Source organism: Kitasatospora acidiphila (assembly GCF_006636205.1).
Classification (GTDB): Bacteria; Actinomycetota; Actinomycetes; order Streptomycetales; family Streptomycetaceae; genus Kitasatospora; species Kitasatospora acidiphila.
Genome location: NZ_VIGB01000003.1, coordinates 2,103,467 through 2,127,709, shown reverse-complemented (window position 1 = coordinate 2,127,709; position 24,243 = coordinate 2,103,467). Strand labels below are relative to the sequence as shown.

Here is a 24,243-nt window from a genome sequence, read left to right as displayed (position 1 = left end):
CTCCAGGACCCGCGGTCCGTACCCGCTGCCGGTCGCGCCGCTGCTGTCGACGGCGAGTCGGCGTCTGTCCATCTCTCCCCCTCGGTTCAGGGACGACGTTAGGCAGGCGCCACAACGTCGCTGTGCCGCTGTGGTCACTGTCGGACTCGCGGAGTTCGCCAGGCCCGGTCCGGCGGATCGAGTGACGCGAGCCCACCGCTCCGGGATCGCCGCAACCGGTTGTGCGACGAGCTCAGGCCGTCGCCTGCACGGTCGAGCCCGTGCGGGTCTGCCGCTGCACGACGCGGCGGCGCCGGGACGGCATCCCGAGAGTCGGGTTGGCGACGCTCCAGGCCGCGCCCTTGCAGACCAGTTCCTTGTAGCCGGCGGCGATCCGTCCGGTCAGGGCCGCCCGGACCGCGCGGTCGTCGGCGGTGACGTACTGGATCAGGCCTTCGCCGCGGCCCAGTGAGATGCACTGGTTGAAGTAGCGGATCGGCACCTTCGGGAGCTTCCCGCCCGTCAGGCGCGCCGCGATGCCGTCCGCGGCCAGCCAGGCCGTGGGGATGCCCGAGGCGCACGACATGCGCAGCGGCTTGCCGCCGGGGCCCGTCACCATGGCCGCGTCGCCGATCGCGTACACGTCCGGGTGCGAGAGTGAGCGCATGGTCCCGTCGACCACTATCTGGCCTGTGCCGGTGACCTCCAGGGTGGTGGCCTTCGCCATCGGGTGGACCGCGAAGCCCGCGGTCCACACCGTGACCGCTGCCGGGATGGCCGTGCCGTCGGCGGTGGCCACGCGGTCGGCCTCGACGCCGGTGACGGCGACCTGCTCGTGCACCGTGATGCCGAGCTTGTCGAAGACCTTCCGCAGGTGCCGGCGGCCCTTGGGCGAGAGCCGGGCGCCGAGGCCGCCGTGGGTGGCGAGGGCGACGTCGAGGTCCGGGCGGGCCTCGGCGATCTCGGCGGCCGCCTCCAGGCCGGTGAGCCCGCCGCCGACGACGAGGACGGGCTGCCCGGCGTCCAGGCGGGCCAGGCGTTCGCGCAGGCGCAGTGCTCCGGGGCGGCCGGCGATCTCGTGGGCGTGCTCGGCGGTGCCGGGGACGCCCTGGTCGGTCCAGCCGCTGCCGAGGGCGTACACGAGGGTGTCGTACGCCAGCTCCTCCTCGAGCTCCTCGAGCTCCTCGGTGGTCGTCACGTTCGTGACGGCGACGGTCCTGCGCTCGACGTCGATGCCGGTGACCTTCGCGAGCTTCAGCTCGACCCCGGTGCCCGCGAGCATCTCGCTGAACGGCCGGGGCTTGAGGTCCTGACCGACCGCCAGCTGGTGCAGCCGGACGCGCTCGACGAAGTCGGGCTCGGCGTTGACGAGGGTGATGGCGACGTCCTCGCGGTGCAGCCGCCTGGCGAGCCGCCCGGCGGCGATGGCTCCGGTGTATCCGGCTCCCAGAACGATGATCCGGTGCTGCATGTCGCTTCTCCTGTCTCGCGCGGTTTCGCGGGTTCGGCACTTGAACCGGGCGGCCCGCCGTTTCCTGACAGGAGTGCGATGTGAAGCACGTCACATCGGGCTAGAAGGCGCTGAGCAGGGGTTCCCCGTGATCGGAGGCCGCCCAACGCCCGGTCGCGCGAGCGAGCTTGTCGGGATTGACCTGGTTGCGGAACGCGGTGATGCCCTCGGCGGTGATCTCCAGGCACATGACGCCGACGACCTGGCCATCGACGACCGCCACGACGGCCGGGCCGCCGTTGGCACTCGTGACGTACACGTCGGCCGAGCCACCGACGATGGCGCGCTTGGCCGTGCCGGGCTTGAACAGGCCCCGCATGAACTTCGCGACCGCGAGGGTGCCCTCGACCACCCTGGCCCGCGCCGGGATCTTCCCGCCGCCGTCGCCGACCGCGATGGCGTCCTCGGCGAGCAGCCGCACGAGCGGCTCGGTCCGGCCACTCGTGGCGGCCGCGAGGAACTCCTCGACGATCCGCCGGGCAGCAGCTTCATCGATCTCGCTGCGGGCCTTGCCGTCCGCGATGTGCTTCTTGGCACGGTGGAAGATCTGCTGGCTGGCGGCCTCGCTGGTGTCCAGGATCTCGGCGATCTCCCGGTGCGGGTAGTCGAACGCCTCCCGCAGCACGTACACCGCCCGCTCGTTGGGGAGAGCCGCTCCATCAGCGTGAGGATCGCGTACGAGACCGATTCGCGCTGCTCGGCGGTGTCGGCCGGTCCCAGCATCGGGTCCCCGGCGAGCAGCGGCTCGGGAAGCCACTGGCCGACATAGGTCTCGCGCCGCGCACGGGCCGAACTCAGCTGATTGAGGCACAGGTTGGTGAGGACCTTCGTCAACCAGGCCTCGGGAACCACGACGCGCTCGACATCGGCGGCCTGCCAGCGCAGGAACGTCTCCTGTACCGCGTCCTCGGCCTCGCTCGAGGAGCCGAGGAGCCGGTAGGCAATGGCGTCCAGCCGGGGCCGAAAAGCCTCGAACCGCTCCACGTCGGCCATCGTCAAGGGCATGACCCGATCCTAGCGAGCCGGACTTCGGTGAACTCGACGGCGGTGGTGCGGACAGCGATGACGCGTGGCAGTACGTCCACGGCAGCACGCTGCACGGTTGGCCACTGTGTGGCCTCGTGCCGGCAGTCACCATCCCGAGCACCCCTCGCCACCGCACGGTGGCGGCCGGGTGCGCCCGTACGGGTTGACGTTCCGTCGACTCGGCGCGGAGCTCCGGCGAGCGGCCCGCTGTCCGCGTCACCATGGCCCGGTGGATCGGACAAGTACCTGACTGATCGCAGCGGTCGGCATCCTGAGCGCGGGGGCTGGGCTGCCGCTCGCCTGCTCGAGCGGGTTCTGGCGTGGCATCGCGCCGAACTGCGCCATCTGCCTCACCATCGTGGCCGATGCCGGCGGCACAGCCACGTACTGCTCGACGCATCCTGACCACTGAACCGGCGAGAGTCGTCACCTTCGCGGTCACTCAGCCAGTTTCGCCGGAGGAGTACCAACGACGTGAGTAGCAACGCCACACCGAATACGCCGGATTCCGACAGCCGGGAAGGCAGTCGATTCATCCGAGCCCGGGTGAGAAAGTTCATCCAGGATCTGATGAAGCTGGACATGCACAGCAAAAACCCCGTCGACAGGGATGCCGCGTACACGTGCTCCTATCGCAACATTCGCCTTAGCGTCGGCGCCATTGGCGTCCTGCTGCCGCTTGCCTTTATTTTCGGCGAGTTGGCCACTGACGGAAGAATCGGGCTTGAGGGCTCCATCAGCGCGTACTATCATTCATCAGTGCAGGACATGTTTGTGGGGGCTCTCTGCATCATCGGATTCATGCTCGTCACGTACATGTCCGGTGAACCCAAAGTACTGGACTTCTGGGTCAGCCTAGTCGGCGGCATTGCTCTGCTCATGGTCGTCATTTTTCCGACAAACCGTAGCCACAAGCAATTCCTGGATGACCCTCGGCCCTGTGGGAGCAGTCCACGGCCTCTTGGATGCTCTGCCCTGGAACAGATTTTCCATGAACATCCCGTCGCGAAAGTTCATGCTCTATCCGCCATCATCTTCATCCTCTGTCTCGCGATTATGAGCGCCCTCTTCGCGATCAGTGAGCTGATTGAAGACGGGCAGGGCGATCCGGGCAAAGTGCCAATCTACAGGCCAGGGCTATTGTGGCTGCATCTCGCGTGTGCCCTCCTCATCGTGGCAGCCGGCGCCTGGGCGCTCTTCGGGGGCCTCCTCAAGGCAAATATCGGTCAGGTTACGCCCCTCTACCTCGGCGAGGTCGTGTCCGTCTTCGCTTTCGGGATCTCCTGGGGTTTTGCCGGCTTGGCGGCAACGGCACCGCCCCGGCAACCTGTCCAGCCCCCTGTCACAAGCTGAATACCCCTCGATGCCAATTGTCCCTCAATGCCTGGAACCCCCGGATCGGCTTCGTACTGCCGGGGTTCTGGCTGCGGGCATACAAGGTATTGAATCCCTCAGCAGAGACGTGCACCCACTCGCCCAGACCGCTCCTGCGGGGCAGGGGCGTAGCGATCGGCGTGGCTCGGGCCGGGCTGGCAGTACCGCGGCGCCGAGTTCGTGATGACCACCGCCCTGACGGAACCCACCCCGCGGGTGCCGGACGGCTACGCCGTGGGTGCCGAGGAGGCCGACGGCATCATCCACGTCCGGGTGCGCACCACCGAGGGCGATGTTGCCGCCGCCGGATACGCGACCGTTACCGACGGCGTGGCGGTCATGGACCGGGTCGCCACCTACCCCGAGCACCAGCGCCGCGGCCTGGGCACGCTGGTGATGGACACCCTGGCCGCCACCGCCGTCGAGCGCGGCGCCCACACTGCCGTCCTGGGCGCGACCGACGAGGGCCGAGCCCTCTATGAGTCACTCGGCTGGACTCTGCTCGCCCCCCTTGGCGGGCTTCGTCCACCAGCCTTGAGACGTGGCCCGGCGTCCCTCCACAGCGAGTGGATCAGAACGCTCCGGCACCGCTCGGCAGTTGATCGGTGTGGGACTTGCAAGTGCACAACGGCCCAGGAGATCCGTCGTGCTGGCACAACGTCAGGAGTCGGACACATGCCGGAGCTGACCTGGGCGATTAGCCGAACTCCGAGCCGATCAATCGCGACCGAAACCGTCCAGAACGAGTGCGGTTGCGTGTGTCGGATCGGGCAAGCAGTAACACTGACACCATGAGCGAAGACGAGCAGCAGCCCACGGGGTCCGAGTTCGTGAAGTTCCGGTTGAAGTGCCCCAACTGCAGCGAGCAGGGGATCCGTCACCGGGCCCGCATGGGGGCCCGCGCCTACATCCGTCATGACGGCCAGGACTCCATCGCGGCCGGCACCAGCTACATCCCGGAGACCTGTTCCGACTGCGGCGGATCGGGCTTCCTGCTGCTGGGCTCCGGGGAGTGGAAGGGACGCCCCAAGCCCGACCCGTCTGACTGATCGACGGCCCTGAGCGGCACGTCAGTAGGCCTTGGCCGACGATCAGGCATGCAGCTCGCCATCCTTCCGCCGGGACGTGTCCGGTGCCGGCCATGGGCTGTGGCAGGGCATTCGGGGCAGGGTCGCGTGCGGCCCGATCCTGCGAAACCCGGCTGACACAGGCTCGTCAGTGCGACAGGATGTCCGGTTGTCGTACTGGCTCGTGAAAGGCAGTCCGCATGCCGCACCCTGCACCGCGACCGACTCCCGAGTCGACCGACATGCTCACCGCGGAACTGGTGGTGGACATGGCCGCCCCCGTGGCGCCGGCCATCTCGCCGGACGGTCGCCTGGTCGCCTACGGCGTGGTCGCGAACAGCGGAAGGAACGGACATCCGCACAGCTCTGTCTGGGTCGCCGCCGCCGATGGCAGCGCAGCCCCGCGCAGGCTGACCGACGGCACGGCCCGCGACGCCGCCCCGAAGTGGGCGCCGGACTCGGCTTCTCTGTATTTCACCTCCGACCGCGAGGAGCGGGGCACCGCTCAACTCCAGCGGATCCTTCCGGACGGCGACGAGGACATCGCCGAGGCAGAGTCCCTGACCAGGTGGCGCGGGGGCATCTGCGACCACTACCCGCTCGCCGACGGCCGCACCGTCGCGCTGCTCGCCGAGGACGAGCCCACCGCGGAGGACGAACGCCGGGAGGCCGAGGGAGACGACGCGAAGGTCTGGGGCCGGCACCTCCCGGTCACCCGGCTGCGCCTGCTTGACATGGCGACGGGCGTGGCCCGCACCGTGGACGGCCTCGGGGACCGCCATGTCGTGGAGGTGACCCAGCGTCCGGACGGCGGCCCGCTGGCCGTGTTGAGCTGGGCCACCCCCGAGCTCGATCCCGGCGTCACGGCGGCAAGACTGCATCTGGTCGCCCCGGAGACGGGAGCCGTCCAGGACCTGGGCCCAGTCGGATTCGAGGCCCAGTCCCCGGTCTGGTGGAATCACGACGGTGAATGGCATCTGGCCCACCTGGCGGTGACCCCTGGGCACTTGGTAGGCGCGCTCGCCGTGATCGACACGGTTCCGCCGGCGCCCGGCTCGACCGTCGAACAGCGCAATCTCACGGTCGGCCTGTCCGTCTGCCCCACCGAGCTGGTGCAGGTCGCCGACGGGCCGCCGCTGGCGCTGTTCGCCGACGGGCTGGATACCGCGCTGTACCGGCTCGACCCGCCGTCGCTACGGTTCCACCGATTGTCCTGCGCGCCCGGCACGCTCGCCGGGCTCACCGCGAGTCACTCCGGAGAGACCCTCGCCGTGCTGATGAGCACCGCGCGCGAGCCCAAGAACGTCCACGCGGGACCCACGGGCGGGCCGATGCTCCGGCTCAGCGACACCAGTCCCGAACTGGGCAGGATCCGCTGGGGTGTTCAGGAACGGCTCAGCTACCAGGCGTCCAACGGACTCCAGTTGGACGGCCTGCTGATCCTGCCTGCCGGCCGGACTCGGGAGGAGGGTCCGTTCCCGCTCGTCACCCTGGTCCACGGCGGCCCTTACTTCCGCCATGCCGACGAGTTCGCTCTCACTGTGGTCGACTGCGGCCAGTGGCTGGCGACCGCCGGATACGCGGTCTTCCTGGCCAACCCCCGGGGCGGGTCGGGCCACGGCCATGAATTCGCCGCCGTGGTGGCGGGCGCGGTGGGCGGCGACGAGTGGACCGACATCCTCGCCGGGATCGACCTGCTGGTCGCCGAGGGAGTCGCCGATCCCGAACGGTTGGGCATCTCCGGCTGGAGCCACGGCGGTTTCATGGCGGCCTGGGCCATCGGCCAAACCGAGCGGTTCAAGGCCGCCGTGATGGGCGCCGGCATCAGCGACTGGGGCGTGCAGGCCGGGACCGGCGACTGGGGAACCATGGACGCGACGCTCGGCGGCAGCACCGGTTGGAACGGGCCGGGACCGCACGTCCACGACCGGAACAGCCCGATCTCTTACGCGTCCCGGATCCGCACCCCGGTCCTGATCCTGCACGGCGAAGAGGACACCAACGTCCCACTCGGCCAGGCGGTCCACCTCCATCGCGCACTGCGCCACTTCGGCGTCGAGCACGAGTTCGTCGTCTACCCCCGAGAGGGCCACGGGCTTCACGAACGCGCCCATCAACTCGACGCCCTCCGGCGTATCCGCGCCTGGTACGACCGCTGGCTGTAGGCCCGTACCAGGCCGGGCATTGAGTCGTGATCAATGAGTGGCGAGAGCAAGTTCTTTGATCCAGATCATCGATGTGCGTATCGAATGTCCAGTCGAATGCCTGCGCCAGGATTCACCATCCAAGAGCACGAACGGCCTCCCTCGGTACCCTGCGTCATCTTGGACAACCTATCCGCGCACAAGGGCGACACGGTCCGGCGCTGGGTGAGGAAGAACCGGGTCGAGCGGTGCTTCACCCCGACTTACGCGCTCCTGGGCCAACCCGATCGAGGCCCACTCCGGGCCACTGCGGCAGTTCACCGTCGCCGATTCCCACCATCGCAACCACACCGTCCGGGCTCGCGCCCTGCACGCCTACTTGCGCTGGCGCAGCACCAACGCCCGCCATCCAGATGTCCTCGCGGCCCAGCGCCGCGAGCGAGCGAGTTCGTGTGACGAGCTGTCAGCCAGTTGATCCACTGTCGTCAACCTTGGCATGTCGACGTTCAGTCAGGTCGCTGCCCACACCGAGGAGATCAAGGTGCCCCGGTCAGCGACCCGAATGCGAGACATGTCTGAATCTGCTCCTCAACGAAGAACGTGAGCCATAGGCTGGCTGGATCTTGCGGACTGAAAGCAGAACCCCGTGCCGTCCCAAGCAGGAGCAAGTGAGAAGGAGCGTGTCAGTGGAACACGAGCTTCGAGCGGAATACCTCGACGGCCGCGGCGCCGCCGACCCGCTTGCCGAGGTCAAGGTCTGGCACGTGGTGCGCCAGGAGGCCGCCACGGCAATGTGTGGCCGCGACCTGGAGCCCGCTGCAGCGGTACGGTCCGCTGACGACTGGGGCACCCCAGGGGTGCCGATCTGCCACAGCTGCGGAGCCCTCTATCTGCGTGAACAACCGTGACGCGCGCCAATCCGGGGCAGCATCCAGACCGACCAATCCGAGCAACCGGCGCCGCTGCAGGTCTTCCTCGTCGGCCCGGGTAGCCGGCCGGCGGCGGCCCCGCCACAGGCCGCCGGGGCTCGCTCCGCACCGCCGGGCGGCCATGGCGGGACGGTTAGGATGCGGCGCATGTTAACAGCTACTGATGTTGCGGCCGCGAGTGCGGCCTGGATGTGGGCCCCGGACGATGCCGAGGTCGTCGAGGGCGACGGGTTCACGATCGTGCGGCTGCCCGAGCATTTCGCCTGGGACCTCTCGGTGCTCGCCTTCACGCCGACCGGGCCGCTCGGTCCGGCCGTGGACGCGGTCATTGAGCGGGCGCGAGCGTTCGAAGTGCCGGTGCTGGATTGGGAGGTGGGGCTCGGCGCTCCGGCCGGGCTGGCCGCCGAGCTGACAGGGCGCGGCGGGCAGGTGAAGCTGATCGCGGAGGTCCTGGCCAGGGACCTGAGCCAGGACGTGCCCGCGCTGCCACCGACCACGGCGGACCTGACGATGCGGTGGGCGACGGACTTCGAGACCGCGCGGGACGGATCGGCGGTCGCGGTCACCGGGTTCGGTGGGACGCTGCCGCCCGACGCGCGGATCGAGGCAGCGGCCGACAAGCACGCGGCCGCCGTCCCGGCAGGCGGTGGCGGCATGCTGGTCGCCTACGCGGACGGGGCGCCGGTCGGGTTCGGCTCCGTCTCGCTGGTGGACGGCGTCGCGCGGCTGTCGGGCGCGGTCGTGATGCCCGCCGCGCGCGGCCGGGGCATCTACCGGGCGCTCCTCGACGCGCGGCTGTCCTACGCGGCGACGCACGGCGCGACGATGGCCCTGGTGAAGGGGAACATGGACACCTCGGCCCCGATCCTGCGCAAGGCGGGCTTCACGTCCTTCGGTCAGGAGCCGATCTACGCCGTCCCGCTGCGCTGAAGCCTGCCTTGCCGGCGAGGCTACGCCCGGGCCCCGCCGTCCCGAGAGCTACCTCGCCGGCCTCAAGCTTCATGCCTCGACGATCTGGCCTCATGCCTCGATGATCTGGATCGGTGACTAGCTTGAGCAGGTCTGGTCCTCCGCCGGGAGCCTGCCGGTGGTCAGGTAGGCCGTGGCGCTCGCGTCCGCGCAGGACTTGGTGACGCCGAGGACACCGTGCCCCTCGCCACCGGCGACCGTGACCATCCGGGAGCCGCGCAGGGCCCGGTGCATGCCCTGCGCCATGGCCAGCGGCGTCCGGGAGTCCCACTGGTTCTGCAGGATGAGCACGCTGGCGTCGTTGTTCACCACGGTGGTGGGCTCACTGCCCGCGGACTTCCAGAAGGCGCACGGCTGGATGTTGGACCCGGCATCGCCGTACAACGGGTACCGGGCCTTGTCGCGGCTCGCGTCGCGGCGGTACTGCTCGGGGTCGCGCGGCCAACTGCTGGTGTCGCCGCAGAAGATGGCCCAGGCCGCGACGCCGGCGTTGTCCGCGGGAACGCTGTGGGCGAAGGTCGGCGGAGCGGGGTACGGGGTCGGCGTGGTCGGGCCGGCCGGGGCGGGCTTTCCGACCGCGGCCGCCTCCTTCAGCTCGGCGATCCAGGGGGTGGCGGTCTCGACGTGGACGAACGCGTCGTACCCGAGGCGGAGGTCGTCACCGGTGAGGGGTGCTCCCACGGTGGGGATGGGCTTGCGGTCGGCTTGGGCGACCAGGTCCCAGAAGGTCTTGCGGACCTTGGCCGGTGTGGCGCCCAGCCGATAGGTGGCGTTGCGCTCGGCGGCCCACTTGGTCCACCTCGTGAAGTCGAGCTCGGCTCCCTTCGCCCACCCCTGGAACGTGCCCCGCCAGATCGTCGTTGGGTCGACCGCACTGTCCAGTACGACCCGGTCGGCCCGCTGCGGGAACATCTGCGTGTAGACGGCGCCGAGGTAGGTGCCGTAGGAGTACCCCAGGTAGGAGATCTTCTTCTCGCCCAGCACCGCACGGATGACGTCCAGGTCGCGCGCGGTGTTGCGGGTGGTGATGTACGGCAGCGTGTCACCCTCCTTGGCCTGGCACTTGTCGGCAACCGTCCGGGCCCACGCCACGTCCTTCGCGAAAGTCCGGTCCGTGTAGGCGTGTTCCCAGTTCTGTTCGTCGTCGGTCAGACCACAGCCGAGCGGGGAACTCTGCCCGACGCCCCGCGGGTCGAACCCGATCAGGTCGTACTGCCGCTGCACGGCCGCGGGCAGCAGCGTGCCGACCGAGAGGGGCATGTCCAGCCCCGCACCGCCCGGGCCACCGAGGTTGAGCAGCAGGGCGCCGTGCCGCTCCTTCGTACTGCCCGCCTCGATCCGGGATATCACGAGGTCGATCTTCCGACCGCCGGGATCGCCGTAGTCCAACGGCACCTTGAGCGTCGCGCACTGGAAGGCGGCGGGGCTGCCCGGGGCGCAGCGCTGCCAGTGGGGCTTCTGCTGCGCGTACTGCTGCAGCGGGTCCCGGGGCGCGGCGAAGGCCGCCGCAGGAGTGAGCGCCGAGACCAAGGTCGCCGCGGCGCCGACGGTCAGCAGGAAGGTTGTTCGGCCGTTTCGCACAGTCATGCTGGTCCTTGCGGAGGAGAGGTGCATGAATTTTCCTCCAGCCTCTTACCTGCGAACGGCCGGTGAGTCCGCCGCCAGGACGGTCTGCCTTCCAACTTGCCGCGTATGAGCGAATGGTGACGTACCACCATGGGTCTAGGACTCTGGCACCACCGCATTGCGGCGAGACGATCCGGGCCCTGCCCGTACGGCAGAACAACTGTCCGGATAGCAGAACGGCTCGCCAGATGTGCTGACGAGCCGTCAAGCGAGCTAGAGACTAGGAATGGTGGTGACTCGGGCGATGCTACCTGTCCTGCAGGAACTGACCACGGCGTGTTGCAGGGTGGGCCACCGCTGCTTGAACTCGACGCCGGCGGCGCTCGCCGAGGGCCCGGACGTGCCGCACCAGGATGTCTGCCCAGATGGCGCCTGGGCTGGGGCGTTCCGTGGTAGTGGCCGCCCGTGCGGGGCTTGATGGCAGCTGGGCCGGTCGGGTGGTCAGCGCATGACGTGGTTCGGGTCGTCCAGCCAGGCCCGGTGTTCGCCCGCCGTGGTGACCGTCAGACCGAGTCGGGACAGGTCCGGTCCGCCATGCCGCTGCCACCAGCGGTATGCAGCCGTCACCTCGTCCCACAGGTTTCGGGGACCGGACTGGGAGACGGCGTGTTCCCCCTGCCAGTCGGCGAGGCGGCAGTGGGCGTACGACACTCCGTCCCAGATCTCGAACCGGCCCGTGCCGTACCGGTCGTAGGAGGCCCAGATGCTCTGCCGGAACAGGTAGGGCATCCGCAGGCCGATCGCGAACGACGCGTCGGTATTGTCGGCAATGGTTGCCGGGTCGATCTCCGAACGGCTGTAGCGTACGTCCTCGATGTCGAAAGCGCCGCTGCAGGGCCGCTGGTTGCGGACCCACATGAACGCTACGTCCGCCACGAACGGACCGCTGGCCGACTTGCCGTCCGCAGCGACGGTGAGCCGAGCCAACGCCCCGTTGCAGAAGGCCGTGCCGTAGGGAGCCAGGATCACCGCGCCCGGTTCGCACTGCTCGATCAGGGCGGCGGGCAGCTGCTGAACCGCGGCTGTCAGGTGCAGTCGCTGGAACGGTGCCCCAGCAGGGTGGCCGAGCATGCCGTCCCCGACCACCACCCGGGGCCGCAGGCCGAGCGCGCCGAGCCGGGCTCGCGCGTCGGCGGCGAGGGCGGCGTCCACCTCGATGCTGACGACGTTGACGGCGCCTAGCCGGCGGGACAGCAGGCCCGCCGTCCATCCCGTCCCGGTGCCCACTTCCAGGACGCGCATTCCGTCAGCCGCGTCCAGGTGGCGGAGCATCGTGGCCACGACGGTGGGCATGGAGCTGGACGAGGACGGGGTGTCGGTCCCCTCGTACAGCTGGGTGACCAACGGCAGATCCGAGCAAGCCAGTTCCGACCACCGGCTCGGTCCGGTCGCGCGGTCGATCCACTCGCCGTCGTGGTAGATCCGCGTTGGCATGAAGCGGTCGCGTGGCAGGGCCCGGAAAATCTCTTCCCAATCGGCCGACAAGGCCCCGGAGTCCATGAGCCTGTCGGTGAGTTCGTCCCAGCTCATCTGGTACCTACTTCTCGGGCTTGGGCAGGTTGGTGGGCGGCGCGTCCCGGTGTCCGTCGTGCGGGGCCGTGTCCGGCGAACCGGAGTGGCCGCCACCCGAACCGTCGCCCGCCTTGCCGGGGCCGTCCTGGCCGCTGCCTCCGCCGTGCTTACCCATGGCTTTGCCTCCCGTGGTTGGTGGTTGTCGGTCCCGGTGCGCCGGTCGGTCGTCCGGCGGCATCGGGCCGGGACCGGGCGGACGACTGGGGCCGGGCGGGGAAGTGGTCATGCTGGTGCGGCTAGTGGTCAATGCCCTTGCGCCCAACGCAGCGCCGGACACCTTCCCCTTGTCGGGGCACTTCTCGCTGCCGCAGTCGCAGAACGGCCACCCTGCGGGCGTACCAGGGCGCTCACTCCACGACCTCTCGAAGAACAGTGGGTCGTAATCGGCCCGGATGGCGGCCATGCAAGCCGCACTGGCGGTGTGTCGGGGGCGCCGCTCATGCTGTCGGCGTTCAGAAACGGCCTTGTCATCGCTTTTCGCTGCGGACATATCTGGCCTCCATAAGTCTCGACTTCGGAGGAGACCAAGTTAGGCGAGGTTCAGCATGAGAGGCAACAATATTCCCGTAATGGACTATAGATCACTGGCGATATCTGCGTGACCATTCGTTCAAGTGTTCGCGCGCATCCTGTTCAAAGACTGCGCACTGCTCGAACGGAGAGAAAATATCAAGGTACTGTCTTACGTCTCGCGGGTCCTGAAATACCATGCGGCCCGTGAAGGTCTCGGCCGTGGCAAGCCTTCCGTCATATACGGTGAACGTATTCATGGGGCCACGAGGCAGTACGGTGCCGTATGGGATTACCCCGAGGTTGACATTCGCAAGGTGCGACAAGGACGTCAAGCGGTCGATTTGAACGGACATGGCGGGTGGCGATACGACAGCCCAGTTGACGGCCTGTTCCGTCAAGATGAATGAAAAGTTCTTGCTCTTGTCGTATAGGATTGCTTGGCGCTCCAGCTTGCGAGCCATCGCAGCGGACTTATCGCCCGGCGTGTAAGCCAGGCTCGCCTTCACGTATTCGGGTGTAGCCAAGAGGCCGGTAATCATCGACGGAAGGAAGAAGCGAAGCCGGGTCGCCGCGGCTTCGAGAGCGGCAAGTTCGGCCTGCCGCCTGACGACTCCCCTGCGCCAAGACGAACGCTTGTCCTGCCATTCGGTGGAGGCCAGCCTCGCCAAAGAGGTCATCTCGCTGACCATCTTCGGGGATGCGCCCAGGGCTCGGAGAATGCACTCGACATCCGTGAGGCTTGGATCGATCTTGCCGGTTTCAATCTTGGAAATCTTACTCTGGGACATGTTGCAGTAGCGGGCCAGCTCCTCTCCAGAGAGGCCGGCCCGCTTGCGTAGTGCCCTGAGATTCTCCGCTAGGTCCTGTTTAGAGCGACCCAGCTCATCAGGATCGAATGTCACCAATTTTCTTTCAGGTACTGAGCGAACGAAATGGCATGGGTGAGGCAGACGTCACGCCAGCGCTTGTATTCGGTAATGTCCGGGGCCTCGACCAACTCTCGGTTGATCTGTGTCCCATCCGGCCGGAAGTTGAGATGAACGATTTGCGCTTCATCGAACATCCACCAGTCCTGGCCGGTCAGCGGTAGTCCGTAGTCCTCACGGGTCACGTCGAGAACGCGAATGTCCTCGCCCGCTTCGATGTTGCCGGGGATGCCCCATGCGAACTGATAGCGCTGGTAGTCCGTCAACGGCTGGCGGACGATCCTGACTCGGCCGATTCGCCTTCCTGCGGCCGAGTAAGCACGTACCCGCTCATGCCAGCGGGCATTGTGGCCATCTGGTTTCGGATCGCCCCGAAGAAATCGTGCCACGTTTTCGGTTTCGTTCGGCATGGTGTAGGCGGGCTGGGCCTCGAAGCGCCAGGCATCGTGCTGGTAGGAGTCGAATACCTCCCGCCACGATTCACCATCCAAGAGCACGAACGGCCTCCCTCAGTACGTGCTCCGGGATCTCCACGAGCCATTCTCCCTCCGGGGTCTTGAAGCCGTCGAAGGCGTCGCCCTGGACCACGAACGTTCCACGCTCAGTGCGGTACACGTTGGGACAGTCGTCATCATCGCACTCGGGTCCGTAGAGACGGCCCGTGAGACGCGTAAGTCCCGGCTTCTCTGCCATAGGTGACCCACTTTCACCGCCGGGAGCCTCCCGGCCTCATGTCAGACGCTACGGGCGGGCGGGCAAGGCGTCCACGTCAGGAGGCGAATATTCCTGTTCTGGCATAACGAGGCCAGCTGGTACTCCCTGTTCCCAGGCCACCCGCACCACCACCGCCAGTACCTGCCCGGTTGCTTCCCCATCGCCGAGCCCGTCTACCGTCACACGATAAAGCTCCCGGTCTGGCACCGTGAGCAGGATCTCGCGCTGGCAGAGCAATACGTCCGCGCGGCCGCCAAAGTGAGCAACCATCACAAGGAGCTGCTGACGTGAGCGTCATCTCCCCCGACTTCCTGTCCGGCCTGGTCGGCGACGCCCGAGCCGACGGCATCACCGGCTTCGTGGCCGCCGCCGTCGTCACCGATGCGGACCGGGTCCTTCTCCAGCGGCGCAAGCCCGACGACTTCATGGGCGGGATGTGGGAGATCCCCTCCGGCAAGGTCGAGGACGGCGAGACCATTCTCGAAGCCCTCCACCGCGAGACCGCCGAGGAGACCGGTCTGACCATCGAGATGGTCAACGGCTACGTCGGCTACTTCGACTACCCGAACAGCCGCGGCGGCACCACTCGCGAGTTCAACTTCGCCGTCACCGTGGCCAAGACCGAACCCGCCGTCCTGACCGAGCACGATGCCCACCAGTGGGCCCTGCTCGGTGACCTGCCCGAGGTTAGCGACGCGGTTCGCAAGCTGATTGCCCCCTGATTCAGAGCTGTCCTTCCGGCCCGTGCCCTGCTGGGCAGCCCACCCTCGAAGTCATCGAGAGCGGCCGGTGGGGCCGGTGCGATGGTTGTTCGCATGCGCGGGTGCTTGGCTCGGCAGGGGGCCGGGGTGGTGGGGTCAGCTGGTGTGGTCGGCGTGGTGGTCGAACTCGCCGGCCTTGATGCCCTGGAGGAACTTGGCGAACTTGACGGGGGTGGTGCGGACGATGATGTCGCCGGTGTCGGACTCGCGGACTTCGACCAGGCCGTCAACTGTGCGTACTTCGACGCAGTCGTTGTTGTTAGCGCTGTAGCTGGACTTCTGCCACTGTGACCTAGTCATTCCTGTCCTGCATCTCTTTCATGATGGAGCGAATGAAATCTTGTGATTCGGTTTCTGATAGTGCAATAGACCCGATGCGCTCAAGGGTCGCGCGATAGCGTCCGAGCTGGGCGGGCGAGTCGAAGAGGTGGGAGCCGTAAGATGCGTCTGCCTGAATGGTGTCCAACTCCGGTACTGGCCCTGCCATGTGAGCGAGTTCCTCGCTCGGGAGGGGAAAACCCACCACCTCGAACGGAACGACTCTGATGGAGATCCCCGGATGCTCGGAGTCCTCGACCAGTGAGGTGAGTTGGTCACAGAGCACTGTACCCCCGCCGTACTGGCTGCGCAGGGCGGCTTCATGTAGGAGCGCCGAGTATGGCGTCTTGCCGGACCGGACTACGTCCTGCCTTCGCATGCGGAAGGTAGTCCTGAGATCGATCTCTTGCGGCGGGAGAGGCAGGAGCCCTTTCGTGAAAAGGGCGTTGGCATAGGATTGCGTCTGAAGCAGCCCGGGGACGAAAGCCATTGCGAAGCTGGTGAGTTCCCTCGCATGCCCCTCCAGCTCCGCCACATCGAGGAAGTCGGTCGGGAGGACTCCCCGATACTCCTCCCACCAGCCGGGCTTCGCTCGGTCGGTGATGATGTCGGCCAGGGCGTTCAGCAGAGGCTCGTTGGTGCACATGCACAGCTCGGCGATGGTGTACAGGCGCTCCACGCTGATGCCGGTCTTCGCGGTCTCCATCTGCGTGATCTGGGCGGGAGCGCAGCCGAGCAGGCGGGCGAGTTGGCTGCCCCCGAGGTTGGCCTGCTCCCGCATCCTTCGCAGCTCAACGCCCAGGCGGCGTTGACGAAGAGTCGGGTTCGCTCGAAGGGCCATGGCGTCCTTTCTACAGGTGCTGGGACCAGTCTGCCTCAGCCTCCGGCCTGGTCGTAGCCACGAAAGAGGGAACTTCCCGGCGGTCGCCGTAAAGTTTTAGGCGACCTGCGCTATGGTCGGTGTCACACCGATCCAACGGATCGTCAGTAACGCCTGTTCACAGGGCAGCAGGCGCCTGCTGCCCCGCACCGCAGAGCAGCCATGCGCGGGATCAGCCAGCCGCGTCCTGGCCTGGCTCACGGTGACGCATCCGCCGACGGATGACACTCACCCCCCAGCACATCCCGGAGGTTCCCCATGCGTACCTTCACCCTGCCCAAGACCCCCGAGCCGCCCGACTGGTCCACCGCTCGCGAGGAGTTGCGCGAGGCGATGGCCGGCGCCGGGTGGCCCGACGACCTGATCGCCGACGCCGAACTGGCCCTGCACGAGCTGTTCGTCAATGCGTGGAAGCACGGCGGCAGTTCCGCGCCCGTCGTAGTGGTCGCGCTCCTCGCCGAGCCCACCCGCGTCCCCGCCACCGCCCGCGCCCTGCGCACGCTCCGCGTCTCTGTCGCCGATGACAGCCCGACGCTCCCCGAGCAGCGCAGCTCCGCCGATCCGTACGAACTCTCCGGCAGAGGCCTGCATTTGGTCCGGTCGCTCACCCACCGGTTCGGTGCCGCGCCGCGCAAGCACGGCGGCAAGAGCGTCTGGTTCGAGCTGGACTCCGCCGCGTGAGCGCCGCCCGCCCCCGGCCGATCGCGCCGGACGGCCCCGGGATGCGCGACTACACCGAGGCCCGGGTCACCGAGCTGATCCGTGAACTCCAGGAGCACGGGCGCCCGTTGGGCCTGCTCTGGGGATCGGCCCGGACCAGTGGCACCGTCGACGGCCACGTCCTGGTCAACTTCGGCAACGCCCCGGTCAGCACCCTGCTCAACCTGCTCAACCTTGTGCAAGAGGCAGAACGGAGCGGGTCGTGGGAGTCCTGATCACCCTCGTCGACAAAGGGGCGCACGTCGAGCGAACTACCGTCGCCCACCTCGATGTCGAGACCGTCCCGGACGCCGCTCTCCAAGTCCGGGTCACCGTGGACCTCGACATCCACGCCGGCCCCGGCGAGCAACTCGCGCTCGCCCTCACCCGGCGGCAGGCCGAGCAGTTCCTCCACGACCTCGCCGCCCGCCTCGGGCGCCGGCTCATCGGGGTGAGCCGGTGAGGTCAGCCGTCCCCGACGTCCTGATCGCCGTCGCGCTCGCGGTCGTCTTCACGCTCGCGCTTGCGAGTCTAGCCCTCGGCGTCGTCGCGACGCTCAGGATGGCCAGGGCTGCCGGCGAGGAGCAGTGGGCATCCCGTCGGCGACGCGAACGCCGAACATGATGAGGCGTCAGTCGAGCCCGAGCTCGCCCAGCTTGCTCCAGCCGTTGGCGCCCTCGATGGTGGTGCTGACGATCTGCGGTGCGCGCTGGACCAGCGGTCGCATGGTCCCCATCGCCGCCCGGAAGTGGTCCGAGTTCACATGGGCCTCGCCGGCGTCGTCCTGGAAGGCCTCGACGAGCACATAGGTGTCGGGCTCCTCGACACTGCGCGACCACTCGAACCAGAGGTTGCCGGGTTCGGCGCGGGTGGCCTTGGTGAAGGCGTCGACGTGGGACAGCCAGGAGTCGGCGTACTCGGGCTTGACCGGGAATTTCACCACGATGAAGATCATTCACCGAGTCTAGTCCTCGACTTGGGACGGCTTCCGTAACGCCGCCGTAGGCAGGGTGGCGCGCGCGATTGTCGGGTTGTCGTCGGAATCGCCCGACACGGGGGCCTGGGACGGTGCGGTCCGGGCGTCGCGAAGCGGCTGTCGCTACCGTCGGCCGCATGGTCACCGCGCCGGGCCCGGCCCGAGTCCTCGTCACCGGCGGGAGCGGTTTCCTCGGTGCCGAGATCTGTCGGCAGCTCACCGCCCGTGGCACCGAGACCGTTTCGTTCAGTCGCCGCCCGAGCCGCACACTGGAGCAGCTCGGTGTGCGACAGGTGCACGGCGACCTCGTCGACCGCGCCGCTCTCGATCGGGCGGTCCCCGGCTGCGACGCCGTCGTCCACAACGCGGCCCTCGCGGGCATCAGCGGCGCGCCGGGCCCGTACTGGCGCACCAATGTGGCGGGTACCCGTACCGTCATCGACCGCTGCCGCGCCCACGGTGTGCGCACCCTTGTCCACACCTCGACCGCGAGCGTCGTCTTCCGCCCCGGCGGCCTGGAGAACGCCGACGAGCGCCTCCCGTACCCCGTGCGCCATCTGGCCGCCTACCCGCACACCAAGGCCGTGGCCGAGGCGCTCGTCCTCGACGCCAACGGCCCCGAACTCGCCGCCCTTTCGCTGCGTCCGCACCTCATCTGGGGGCCGGGCGACCCGCACTTCGTGCCCGCCCTGACCCGGCTGGTCCGCCGCCAGACCCTGGTCATGCCGGGCAGCGGCGCCAACCTCGTCGACACCACCCATGTGCGCACCGCCGCCCACGCCCACCTGCTCGCCCTCGACCTGCTGCACCAGGGCCAACCCGTCGGCGGTCGCGCCTACTTCATCGCCCAGGGCGAGCCGCTGCCGCTCGGCGGGTTCCTCGCGCTGCTGCTCGCCACCGCCGGCATCCGCGCCACCTGGCGGCCCGTGCCGGTCCCGCTCGCCGTCGCCGCCGCGGCGGCCCGGGAGGCCGTGAGCCGGCTGCGGCGCGGCACGGGCAGCCATGCGGGTACCGGCACCCGTGACCTCAGCCGGTTCCTGGTCGCCGAACTCGTCCACCCGCACTGGTTCGACCTGACCGCTGCCCGGAGGGACCTCGGTTTCACGCCGCCCATCGGCCTGGCCGAGGGGATGCGTCACGCGTTCGAGGCCGCCGGGCGCCCGGGTGGCGGTGCGGGCGCCATCGCTGACCTGCTGTCCGACCTGGCGCTCGACCAGGCCCTGCCTGGCGTGTGGCGCTGATCACACGTTCGGGATGCAACCTGATGGCCGCGTCATTGGGTTATGGGGGGTGGAAGTGCGGGATTCGTGGCGGGGGTGTGTCTCGTGCTGTCTTCTCATAATGGTCCCCCGTGCGCGTGCCTTATCGAACATTAGTTTCATTAAGGCGGCCGTCAGTTTCCATTGACGGTCGCTCATGACCGGGGGGATCCATGACTCTCATCGACAACACCGCTTCCGTCGCGCCGATGACCGGCGAGCAGCGCGAGCAGTTCGAGCGCGACGGCTACCTGGTGGTGCCGGGGGCCCTCAGCAGCGCCGAAGTCGAGTACTACACGGACGCCCTGGACCGGCTCTACGAGCAGGAGCGGGCCGCCGGGCAGGTCTCGCCGACGGGTGCGATGCACAAGTTGAGCGCGGTGGCCAGCCTGCCGGAGGTGGTCGACCTGATCAACCACCCCAACACCTTCCCGCTGGTCTGGTCGATACTCGGCTGGAACGTGCACATCTACCACTCGCACCTGGACGTGCACCCGACGATCCGGGTGCCCAAGCCGTACCGGTTCGAATGGCACCAGGACGGCGGCCGGCAGAACCGGGAGATCGAGACCACCCCGCGCCCGCGTCTCTCCGTGAAGATCGCCTACTGGCTGTCGGACGTCTCCGAGACCGGCCGGGGCAACTTCAAGGTGGTGCCGGGCAGCCACCTGAGCGACCGGATCGACGGGCCGCCGAGCCGCGACATCCGCTGGCCGGAGCCGGAGGGTGCGATCGAGGTCACCGCGAACCCCGGTGACGCGGTCTTCTTCGACCGGCGACTCTGGCACACCCGCACCGACAACTACTCGGACATCACCCGCAAGGGCATCTTCTTCGCCTACTCCCACCGCTGGTCGCACGGCCGCGACGAGAACGACGCCCTCTTCGCGCACGAGGCCTTCGCCGACTTCTCCCCGGTGCAGCGCCAGCTGCTCGGCGCCAAGCTCGCCACCGAGGGTCAGGTGCCCGGCGACCACCAGTGGGGCCACTACCCGGAGACCACGCCGCTCCACGGCTACCTCCGGGAGCACGGCCTGCTGGACCCGTCGTACCCGCCGCTGATGCCCTGACGGATCCGAGCGGCCCCGGTCCGGGAGGGCTGGGGCCGCATGGCCGCCGTCTGGCGTCGCGCGTCGGGCGGAGGTCGGGAGTACGGGCCGGGCGGAGGCCATGGTGCTGGTGCCCCGGCCCGGCGGACTCATGAGCACGGCGATCGGCAACGAGGCGCCGCCGGAGACACCGGCGGCGCCTCGTTGGATTAGCGGGCGTCGCGGTGGTGCTCGGCGGCGTGATCCCCGACGAGGACTGGCCAGCCCTGGCCGCCGCCGGAGTCAGCGCCGCCTCGGGCCGGGGCGCGGTGCAGCCCGGGGTGGTTGGTGGACTCGCGTGATGTCAGCCGCGGGCGCTGCCGTAGCGGCGGTTGAACCGCTCCACCCGTCCGGCCACGTCCACCACGCGGGACTTGCCGGTGTAGAAGGGGTGGCTGGCGGAGGAGACCTCGACGTCGATGACGGGGTAGCTGTTGCCGTCCTCCCAATCGATCGTCTTGTCGCTGGTGGCGGTCGACCTGGTGAGGAAGGCGAGCCCGCCGGCGCGGTCGCGGAAGACGACGGGGCGGTAGGCGGGGTGGATGTCGGGCTTCATGGGCGCGCTCCTGAGGGTGACTGAGGGGTGGGGGTCTGGGGCTGGGGCTGGGGCTGGAGGGTCGGCGCTCTTCGCGGAACTCGACGTGGCGGCCCAGCACCGGGTCGTACTTGCGCAGGACCATGCGATCGGGTCGTTCCGGCGGTTCTTGCGGGTGACGTAGGTGTAGCCGGTGCCGGCGGTGATGGGGGCACCTCCCGGCCGAACGCTGGGGGAGGAGCTTGATGATCGGGCGAAGTTCGTTGCGGGCCATGGCGGTCCTCCTCGGGGCGCTCGGCAGCCAAGTCTACAGTGAAATGAAATCCGTTTTCATCTGGGCTATGGTGGAACGGTGCTGCGGGTGCGGCGCGCCCGGCCCTGGGCTGCGCCGTGCCCGCACCGTTCGCACCTGCCCGACGGAAAGGAGGCGGACCATGTCCGCCCACTGCCAACTGACCGGCCGCAAAGCGGGTTTCGGCAACTCGACCTCGCACTGTCCGTGCCGGACGAGCTCGTCGAGCACGGACAGCACACCGCCGGCCAGGACACCCGCACCCGGGCCGAGGCGCTCGCCCACCAGATCGAGTACGCCACCGTCCTCGCCGTCCCGAGCGCACGCGCCGACGAGGACACCCCCGAGCGCCGCGCCGGGCTCGCCATGCTGCGCCAACTGCCCGCCACCGCCCGCGTCGTGCCGCTCGCGACCGGCGCGCTGATCCGGGCCGCGCTGGGCGGCTTCGACGTCGCGGCGGCCCGCGACCGGGTCAACCCGGCCATTGCCCAACTGCCGCAACCGCAGGACCGGGCGGGAGTCGCACCCTGGTCTGGGAACGCCGCCGCCCGCTCCACCCGGCCCGCTTCCACGAGGCGTTGGAGGAGCTCGTCCCGGCCGCGCAGCGCAGCCGTGGCCGCTTCTGGCTCGCCAACCGCCCCGAGTCGATGTTCGCCTGGGACGCCGCGGGGGCGAACCTCGCGGTGGAGGACTGCGGCCCATGGCTCGCCATCCTCTCCTCTCCGACGCCGACTGGGACGACTACCCGCCCAACCGCCGGGCCGCCGCCGCACTCGACTGGCACCCCTGCACGGCGACCGGATGCAGCAACTTGCCTTCACCGTAGAAGGATTGGACGTCGACAGGATCACCGAGCTGCTCGACTCCTGCCTGCTCACCGACGCCGAACTCGCGGCCGGCGAGGACGGCTGGAAGGCCCTGCCGGACGCCTTCGAGGACCTGCTGGACCCGATCCTCTGACCCGCACAAGGAGACCACCCATGGCCAAGCGACCTGGAACCGGACGGCCGGCCAAGCCCCGTCCCAACCCCCTGATCGAGGCCGGCATCACCTACATCGACTACAAGGACACCACTTTGCTGCGGAAGTTCATCTCCGACCGCGGCAAAAAACCTCCCCCAGCCTTCGGCCGGGAGGTGCCCCCATCGCCGCGTCACCCGGCTCACCGTGCAGCAGCAGCGCGCCATGGCCCGGGCCATCAAGAACGCACGGGAGATGGCCCTGCTGCCCTACTCCTCCGCCGCCCGCTGACACCACCCTTCGACACCACCCTTCGACACCCTTCGACCACCCAGGAGTTGCCCCATGGCCGTTCCCAAGCGCAAGACCTCCCGCAGTAACACCCGGCACCGCCGGGCCCAGTGGAAGGCCGCCGCCCCGCAGCTCGTCCCCCTCACCATCGACGGGCGCGAGCACCTCGTCCCGCGCAACCTCGTCAAGGCGTACCAGCGCGGGCTGCTCACCCCCTGAGCCCGGGGCGGCTCAGAGCCCTGCGTTCTGGGGCTGGGTGGCGACCACGATGACCGTGGGGCCGTCGGCGGCCAAGGCCTGAGTGAACTCGTCCTCCAAACCCTTGGTGCTGTCGACGTTCACCGCGTGGCAGCCGAAGCCGCAGGCCAGCGAGGCGATGTCGAGCCCCGGCAGGTCGAGTCCCGGCACGCCCGGCGTCCGCTCAAGCTCCGCGAAGGACTTGAGGATCGAGTACTCCCCGTTGCGCATCACCACGTAGACGATCGGCAGTCGGTGCTGGGCGGAGGCGGCCGGAGCGATCGGGGGGCGTGGTTCTGTCGCCCGGAACGCGGGGCTCGGCTGTGGCGTAGCGAAAGCCCGAGCGTGGGCTCGCCTGGGCCGGAGTTCCCCGCCGTATCGGCTGGGAAAACCGCTGTCGGGCGAATGGATCAGGGTGGTAGAACTACCGCCGTGCACAAGACTCTGGAGTTTCCCGATCTGCTGCGGCTGATCGACGAACGTGCAACCGCCTTCCGCGCCGCGATCGCCGTCGCGCCCAGCCTCGACCTGCCCGTGCCGACCTGCCCCGAGTGGACGCTGTTCGACCTGGTGCAGCACATCGGCGAGGGCCGCCGTCGCTGGGCCGCCACCGTCGCTGCCGGGCCGGACGCCACGTCCAGGACCCCGGCCCAGGGTGACGCGGTCGCGCCGCAGGAGCGCGAGGGCGTGCTGGCCTGGCTGGCCGCCTCGACCGAGCTGTTGCTGGCGGCCCTGCGGGAGGCCGGTCCGGACCAGGGCTGCTTCACCGGCTGGGGTGTCACGCAGACGCCGCACACTGCCGGTGGCGTCGCCCGGCACCAAGTCCAGGAGATCGCGGTGCACACCTACGATGCCCAGCTCACCGTGGGCGACTCGGCCTCACTGCCTGTCGAGGTGGCGCTCGACGGTGTCGAGGAGAGCCTGTTCATCGCCAGCTTCACGAGGAGTGCCTGGCCGCACAAGCCCACCGCCTTCGACTTTCACGCCACCGAGGACCGCTCCTGGCGCCTCACGGTCGACGGCGACGGTGCACGGACCACCCGGCTGCCCGCCATCGGCGAGGCCCCGGAAGCGGCAGGCCTCTCCATTCGCGGCACGGCCAGTGATCTGGTCCTCTGGCGGTACGACCGCATTTCGGTGGACTCCCTGCAACTCGACGGGGACCCGGAGCTGCTCGACCTGCTCTTCGCCTGGGAACCGGAGGACTGGGCGTGACGACAGGCCACCGCGTACAGACCTGTCGCTGAATCGCGAACGGACTCGCGCCGAACACATGATCGATTTCGAGGGTTGGCTGCGCGCTTGAGACGAGGGAGTCCACAGTCAGGTCGTTAGTGACTGTTGCTCTATCGATCTTGGTGGGCATTGGTTCGAGCGGTGGTCCCCGGTCGGGTGGTGTCGGGCTGGAACGCGCATGAAGACAGGGCCTCTGGTGCAGCTCGTGGTTGTCGAAGACCGTTGAGCGCGCCGGGAGGCCCTGTTGCCGCAGTTCTATGCCCTTGCCCCGGTGGGGTCCAACTCGGCTGCGCGTGGGTGTGATTGTCTCGCGCACCGGTTCGGGAACGCCGGGGACCGCCCCGTACGGGCGGTCGGGTGTC

At 68.7% G+C, this 24,243-nt stretch carries 28 protein-coding genes and 5 pseudogenes; 18 read left to right on the top strand and 15 right to left on the bottom strand.

Annotated elements, in window-relative coordinates; all coding sequences use genetic code 11:
* Window positions 1-232: 232 nt before the first annotated feature.
* Together E6W39_RS10750 and E6W39_RS10745 are read right to left on the bottom strand one after the other, a co-directional pair.
* On the bottom strand, window positions 233-1,450 hold the full coding sequence (locus E6W39_RS10750) for an NAD(P)/FAD-dependent oxidoreductase (RefSeq protein ID WP_141633343.1): 1,218 nt from the start codon (window positions 1,448-1,450) through the stop codon (window positions 233-235).
* A 100-nt stretch (window positions 1,451-1,550) separates the two neighbouring features.
* Window positions 1,551-2,494, bottom strand: a pseudogene (locus E6W39_RS10745) (RNA polymerase sigma-70 factor).
* Window positions 2,495-2,989: 495 nt separating this feature from the next.
* Here E6W39_RS10745 and E6W39_RS10740 point away from each other — a divergent pair.
* From E6W39_RS10740 to E6W39_RS10710, 7 genes and pseudogenes are all read left to right on the top strand, one after another.
* Window positions 2,990-3,868, top strand: a complete 879-nt coding sequence (locus E6W39_RS10740) for a hypothetical protein (RefSeq protein ID WP_141633342.1) — start codon at window positions 2,990-2,992, stop codon at window positions 3,866-3,868.
* Window positions 3,869-4,072: 204 nt separating this feature from the next.
* Entirely contained in the window at window positions 4,073-4,684 is a 612-nt protein-coding gene (locus E6W39_RS10735; RefSeq protein ID WP_141633341.1) for a GNAT family N-acetyltransferase, read from the top strand.
* Window positions 4,681-4,938, top strand: coding sequence for a hypothetical protein (locus E6W39_RS10730; protein WP_141633340.1), 258 nt, complete (start codon window positions 4,681-4,683; stop codon window positions 4,936-4,938). Before E6W39_RS10735 ends, E6W39_RS10730 begins: the two co-directional genes overlap by 4 nt.
* Window positions 4,939-5,198: 260 nt before the next feature.
* A complete protein-coding gene (locus E6W39_RS10725; RefSeq protein WP_228718076.1) occupies window positions 5,199-7,121 on the top strand; it encodes a S9 family peptidase in 1,923 nt (640 codons plus the stop codon).
* Window positions 7,122-7,253: 132 nt separating this feature from the next.
* Window positions 7,254-7,575, top strand: a pseudogene (locus tag E6W39_RS41270) (transposase); the annotation flags it as partial.
* Between the two features lie 211 nt (window positions 7,576-7,786).
* Window positions 7,787-8,008, top strand: a complete 222-nt coding sequence (locus E6W39_RS10715; RefSeq protein WP_141633338.1) for a hypothetical protein — start codon at window positions 7,787-7,789, stop codon at window positions 8,006-8,008.
* Between the two features lie 168 nt (window positions 8,009-8,176).
* Complete coding sequence (locus E6W39_RS10710; protein WP_181799194.1) at window positions 8,177-8,959, top strand: GNAT family N-acetyltransferase; 783 nt, start codon at window positions 8,177-8,179, stop codon at window positions 8,957-8,959.
* A gap of 117 nt (window positions 8,960-9,076) precedes the next feature.
* Here the strand turns inward: E6W39_RS10710 and E6W39_RS10705 are convergent, their stop codons facing one another.
* The 6 genes from E6W39_RS10705 to E6W39_RS41265 form a co-directional block, all read right to left on the bottom strand.
* Window positions 9,077-10,585 (bottom strand): alpha/beta hydrolase, encoded by a 1,509-nt coding sequence (locus tag E6W39_RS10705; protein ID WP_141633336.1) that lies wholly within the window; start codon window positions 10,583-10,585, stop codon window positions 9,077-9,079.
* A 480-nt stretch (window positions 10,586-11,065) separates the two neighbouring features.
* Window positions 11,066-12,058: a methyltransferase domain-containing protein gene (locus E6W39_RS10700; RefSeq protein WP_181799193.1), complete on the bottom strand. Its 993-nt coding sequence runs from the start codon at window positions 12,056-12,058 to the stop codon at window positions 11,066-11,068.
* A 103-nt stretch (window positions 12,059-12,161) separates the two neighbouring features.
* Window positions 12,162-12,311: a hypothetical protein gene (locus E6W39_RS39205; RefSeq protein ID WP_181799192.1), complete on the bottom strand. Its 150-nt coding sequence runs from the start codon at window positions 12,309-12,311 to the stop codon at window positions 12,162-12,164.
* 466 nt (window positions 12,312-12,777) lie between these two features.
* Window positions 12,778-13,611 carry a Scr1 family TA system antitoxin-like transcriptional regulator gene (locus E6W39_RS10695; protein WP_141633334.1) on the bottom strand — a complete coding sequence of 278 codons (834 nt, stop codon included), beginning with the start codon at window positions 13,609-13,611 and terminating at the stop codon, window positions 12,778-12,780.
* Window positions 13,608-14,132 (bottom strand): DUF6879 family protein, encoded by a 525-nt coding sequence (locus tag E6W39_RS10690; protein WP_141633333.1) that lies wholly within the window; start codon window positions 14,130-14,132, stop codon window positions 13,608-13,610. Before E6W39_RS10690 ends, E6W39_RS10695 begins: the two co-directional genes overlap by 4 nt.
* Entirely contained in the window at window positions 14,116-14,328 is a 213-nt protein-coding gene (locus tag E6W39_RS41265) for a hypothetical protein (protein WP_141633332.1), read from the bottom strand. The genes E6W39_RS10690 and E6W39_RS41265 overlap by 17 nt, the downstream gene beginning before the upstream one ends.
* 308 nt (window positions 14,329-14,636) lie before the next feature.
* Here E6W39_RS41265 and E6W39_RS10680 point away from each other — a divergent pair, with 308 nt between their 5' ends.
* Window positions 14,637-15,071, top strand: coding sequence for an NUDIX domain-containing protein (locus E6W39_RS10680; protein ID WP_228718075.1), 435 nt, complete (start codon window positions 14,637-14,639; stop codon window positions 15,069-15,071).
* A gap of 135 nt (window positions 15,072-15,206) precedes the next feature.
* Here E6W39_RS10680 and E6W39_RS10675 read toward each other — a convergent pair whose 3' ends face one another.
* Window positions 15,207-15,410, bottom strand: coding sequence for a DUF397 domain-containing protein (locus tag E6W39_RS10675; RefSeq protein ID WP_141633331.1), 204 nt, complete (start codon window positions 15,408-15,410; stop codon window positions 15,207-15,209).
* The gene (locus E6W39_RS10670) at window positions 15,403-16,269 is read right to left on the bottom strand and encodes a helix-turn-helix domain-containing protein (protein ID WP_141633330.1); all 867 of its coding nucleotides are present in this window, start codon (window positions 16,267-16,269) and stop codon (window positions 15,403-15,405) included. Before E6W39_RS10670 ends, E6W39_RS10675 begins: the two co-directional genes overlap by 8 nt.
* Window positions 16,270-16,566: 297 nt before the next feature.
* Here E6W39_RS10670 and E6W39_RS10665 point away from each other — a divergent pair, with 297 nt between their 5' ends.
* From E6W39_RS10665 to E6W39_RS39200, 4 genes are read left to right on the top strand one after another with little or no spacing between them, the layout of a single operon-like run.
* The gene (locus E6W39_RS10665; RefSeq protein WP_141633329.1) at window positions 16,567-16,989 is read left to right on the top strand and encodes an ATP-binding protein; all 423 of its coding nucleotides are present in this window, start codon (window positions 16,567-16,569) and stop codon (window positions 16,987-16,989) included.
* A complete protein-coding gene (locus tag E6W39_RS10660) occupies window positions 16,986-17,243 on the top strand; it encodes a hypothetical protein (protein WP_141633328.1) in 258 nt (85 codons plus the stop codon). The genes E6W39_RS10665 and E6W39_RS10660 overlap by 4 nt, the downstream gene beginning before the upstream one ends.
* Window positions 17,231-17,470 (top strand): hypothetical protein, encoded by a 240-nt coding sequence (locus E6W39_RS10655; RefSeq protein WP_141633327.1) that lies wholly within the window; start codon window positions 17,231-17,233, stop codon window positions 17,468-17,470. The genes E6W39_RS10660 and E6W39_RS10655 overlap by 13 nt, the downstream gene beginning before the upstream one ends.
* Complete coding sequence (locus E6W39_RS39200) at window positions 17,467-17,631, top strand: hypothetical protein (RefSeq protein WP_181799191.1); 165 nt, start codon at window positions 17,467-17,469, stop codon at window positions 17,629-17,631. Before E6W39_RS10655 ends, E6W39_RS39200 begins: the two co-directional genes overlap by 4 nt.
* 7 nt (window positions 17,632-17,638) lie before the next feature.
* Here E6W39_RS39200 and E6W39_RS10650 read toward each other — a convergent pair whose 3' ends face one another.
* Window positions 17,639-17,962 (bottom strand): putative quinol monooxygenase, encoded by a 324-nt coding sequence (locus tag E6W39_RS10650; RefSeq protein ID WP_141633326.1) that lies wholly within the window; start codon window positions 17,960-17,962, stop codon window positions 17,639-17,641.
* 158 nt (window positions 17,963-18,120) lie between these two features.
* On the opposite strand from E6W39_RS10650, the gene E6W39_RS10645 reads away from it, so the two are divergent.
* Together E6W39_RS10645 and E6W39_RS10640 are read left to right on the top strand one after the other, a co-directional pair.
* Window positions 18,121-19,224, top strand: coding sequence for an NAD-dependent epimerase/dehydratase family protein (locus tag E6W39_RS10645; protein ID WP_141633325.1), 1,104 nt, complete (start codon window positions 18,121-18,123; stop codon window positions 19,222-19,224).
* A 191-nt stretch (window positions 19,225-19,415) separates the two neighbouring features.
* A complete protein-coding gene (locus E6W39_RS10640; RefSeq protein ID WP_141633324.1) occupies window positions 19,416-20,312 on the top strand; it encodes a phytanoyl-CoA dioxygenase family protein in 897 nt (298 codons plus the stop codon).
* Window positions 20,313-20,634: 322 nt separating this feature from the next.
* Here the strand turns inward: E6W39_RS10640 and E6W39_RS10635 are convergent, their stop codons facing one another.
* The 3 genes and pseudogenes from E6W39_RS10635 to E6W39_RS41260 form a co-directional block, all read right to left on the bottom strand.
* Window positions 20,635-20,886: a type B 50S ribosomal protein L31 gene (locus E6W39_RS10635; protein ID WP_141633323.1), complete on the bottom strand. Its 252-nt coding sequence runs from the start codon at window positions 20,884-20,886 to the stop codon at window positions 20,635-20,637.
* 64 nt (window positions 20,887-20,950) lie between these two features.
* Window positions 20,951-21,139, bottom strand: a pseudogene (rpmG, locus tag E6W39_RS10630) (50S ribosomal protein L33); the annotation flags it as partial.
* A gap of 33 nt (window positions 21,140-21,172) precedes the next feature.
* On the bottom strand, window positions 21,173-21,658 hold the full coding sequence (locus E6W39_RS41260; protein ID WP_228718074.1) for a hypothetical protein: 486 nt from the start codon (window positions 21,656-21,658) through the stop codon (window positions 21,173-21,175).
* Window positions 21,659-21,735: 77 nt separating this feature from the next.
* On the opposite strand from E6W39_RS41260, the pseudogene E6W39_RS42795 reads away from it, so the two are divergent.
* The 3 genes and pseudogenes from E6W39_RS42795 to rpmF all read left to right on the top strand — a co-directional run.
* Window positions 21,736-21,807, top strand: a pseudogene (locus E6W39_RS42795) (GTP-binding protein); the annotation flags it as partial.
* A 330-nt stretch (window positions 21,808-22,137) separates the two neighbouring features.
* Window positions 22,138-22,408 (top strand): annotated as a pseudogene (rpsR, locus tag E6W39_RS10620) (30S ribosomal protein S18).
* Between the two features lie 54 nt (window positions 22,409-22,462).
* Window positions 22,463-22,627, top strand: a complete 165-nt coding sequence (gene rpmF, locus E6W39_RS10615; protein ID WP_101383246.1) for a 50S ribosomal protein L32 — start codon at window positions 22,463-22,465, stop codon at window positions 22,625-22,627.
* A gap of 12 nt (window positions 22,628-22,639) precedes the next feature.
* Here the strand turns inward: rpmF and E6W39_RS41250 are convergent, their stop codons facing one another.
* Complete coding sequence (locus tag E6W39_RS41250; protein WP_228718073.1) at window positions 22,640-23,083, bottom strand: thiamine pyrophosphate-dependent enzyme; 444 nt, start codon at window positions 23,081-23,083, stop codon at window positions 22,640-22,642.
* Between E6W39_RS41250 and E6W39_RS10605 the strand changes: the two genes are divergently transcribed.
* Window positions 23,078-23,860: a maleylpyruvate isomerase family mycothiol-dependent enzyme gene (locus E6W39_RS10605; protein WP_228718072.1), complete on the top strand. Its 783-nt coding sequence runs from the start codon at window positions 23,078-23,080 to the stop codon at window positions 23,858-23,860. The genes E6W39_RS41250 and E6W39_RS10605 overlap by 6 nt on opposite strands.
* The last annotated feature ends 383 nt before the right edge of the window (window positions 23,861-24,243 follow it).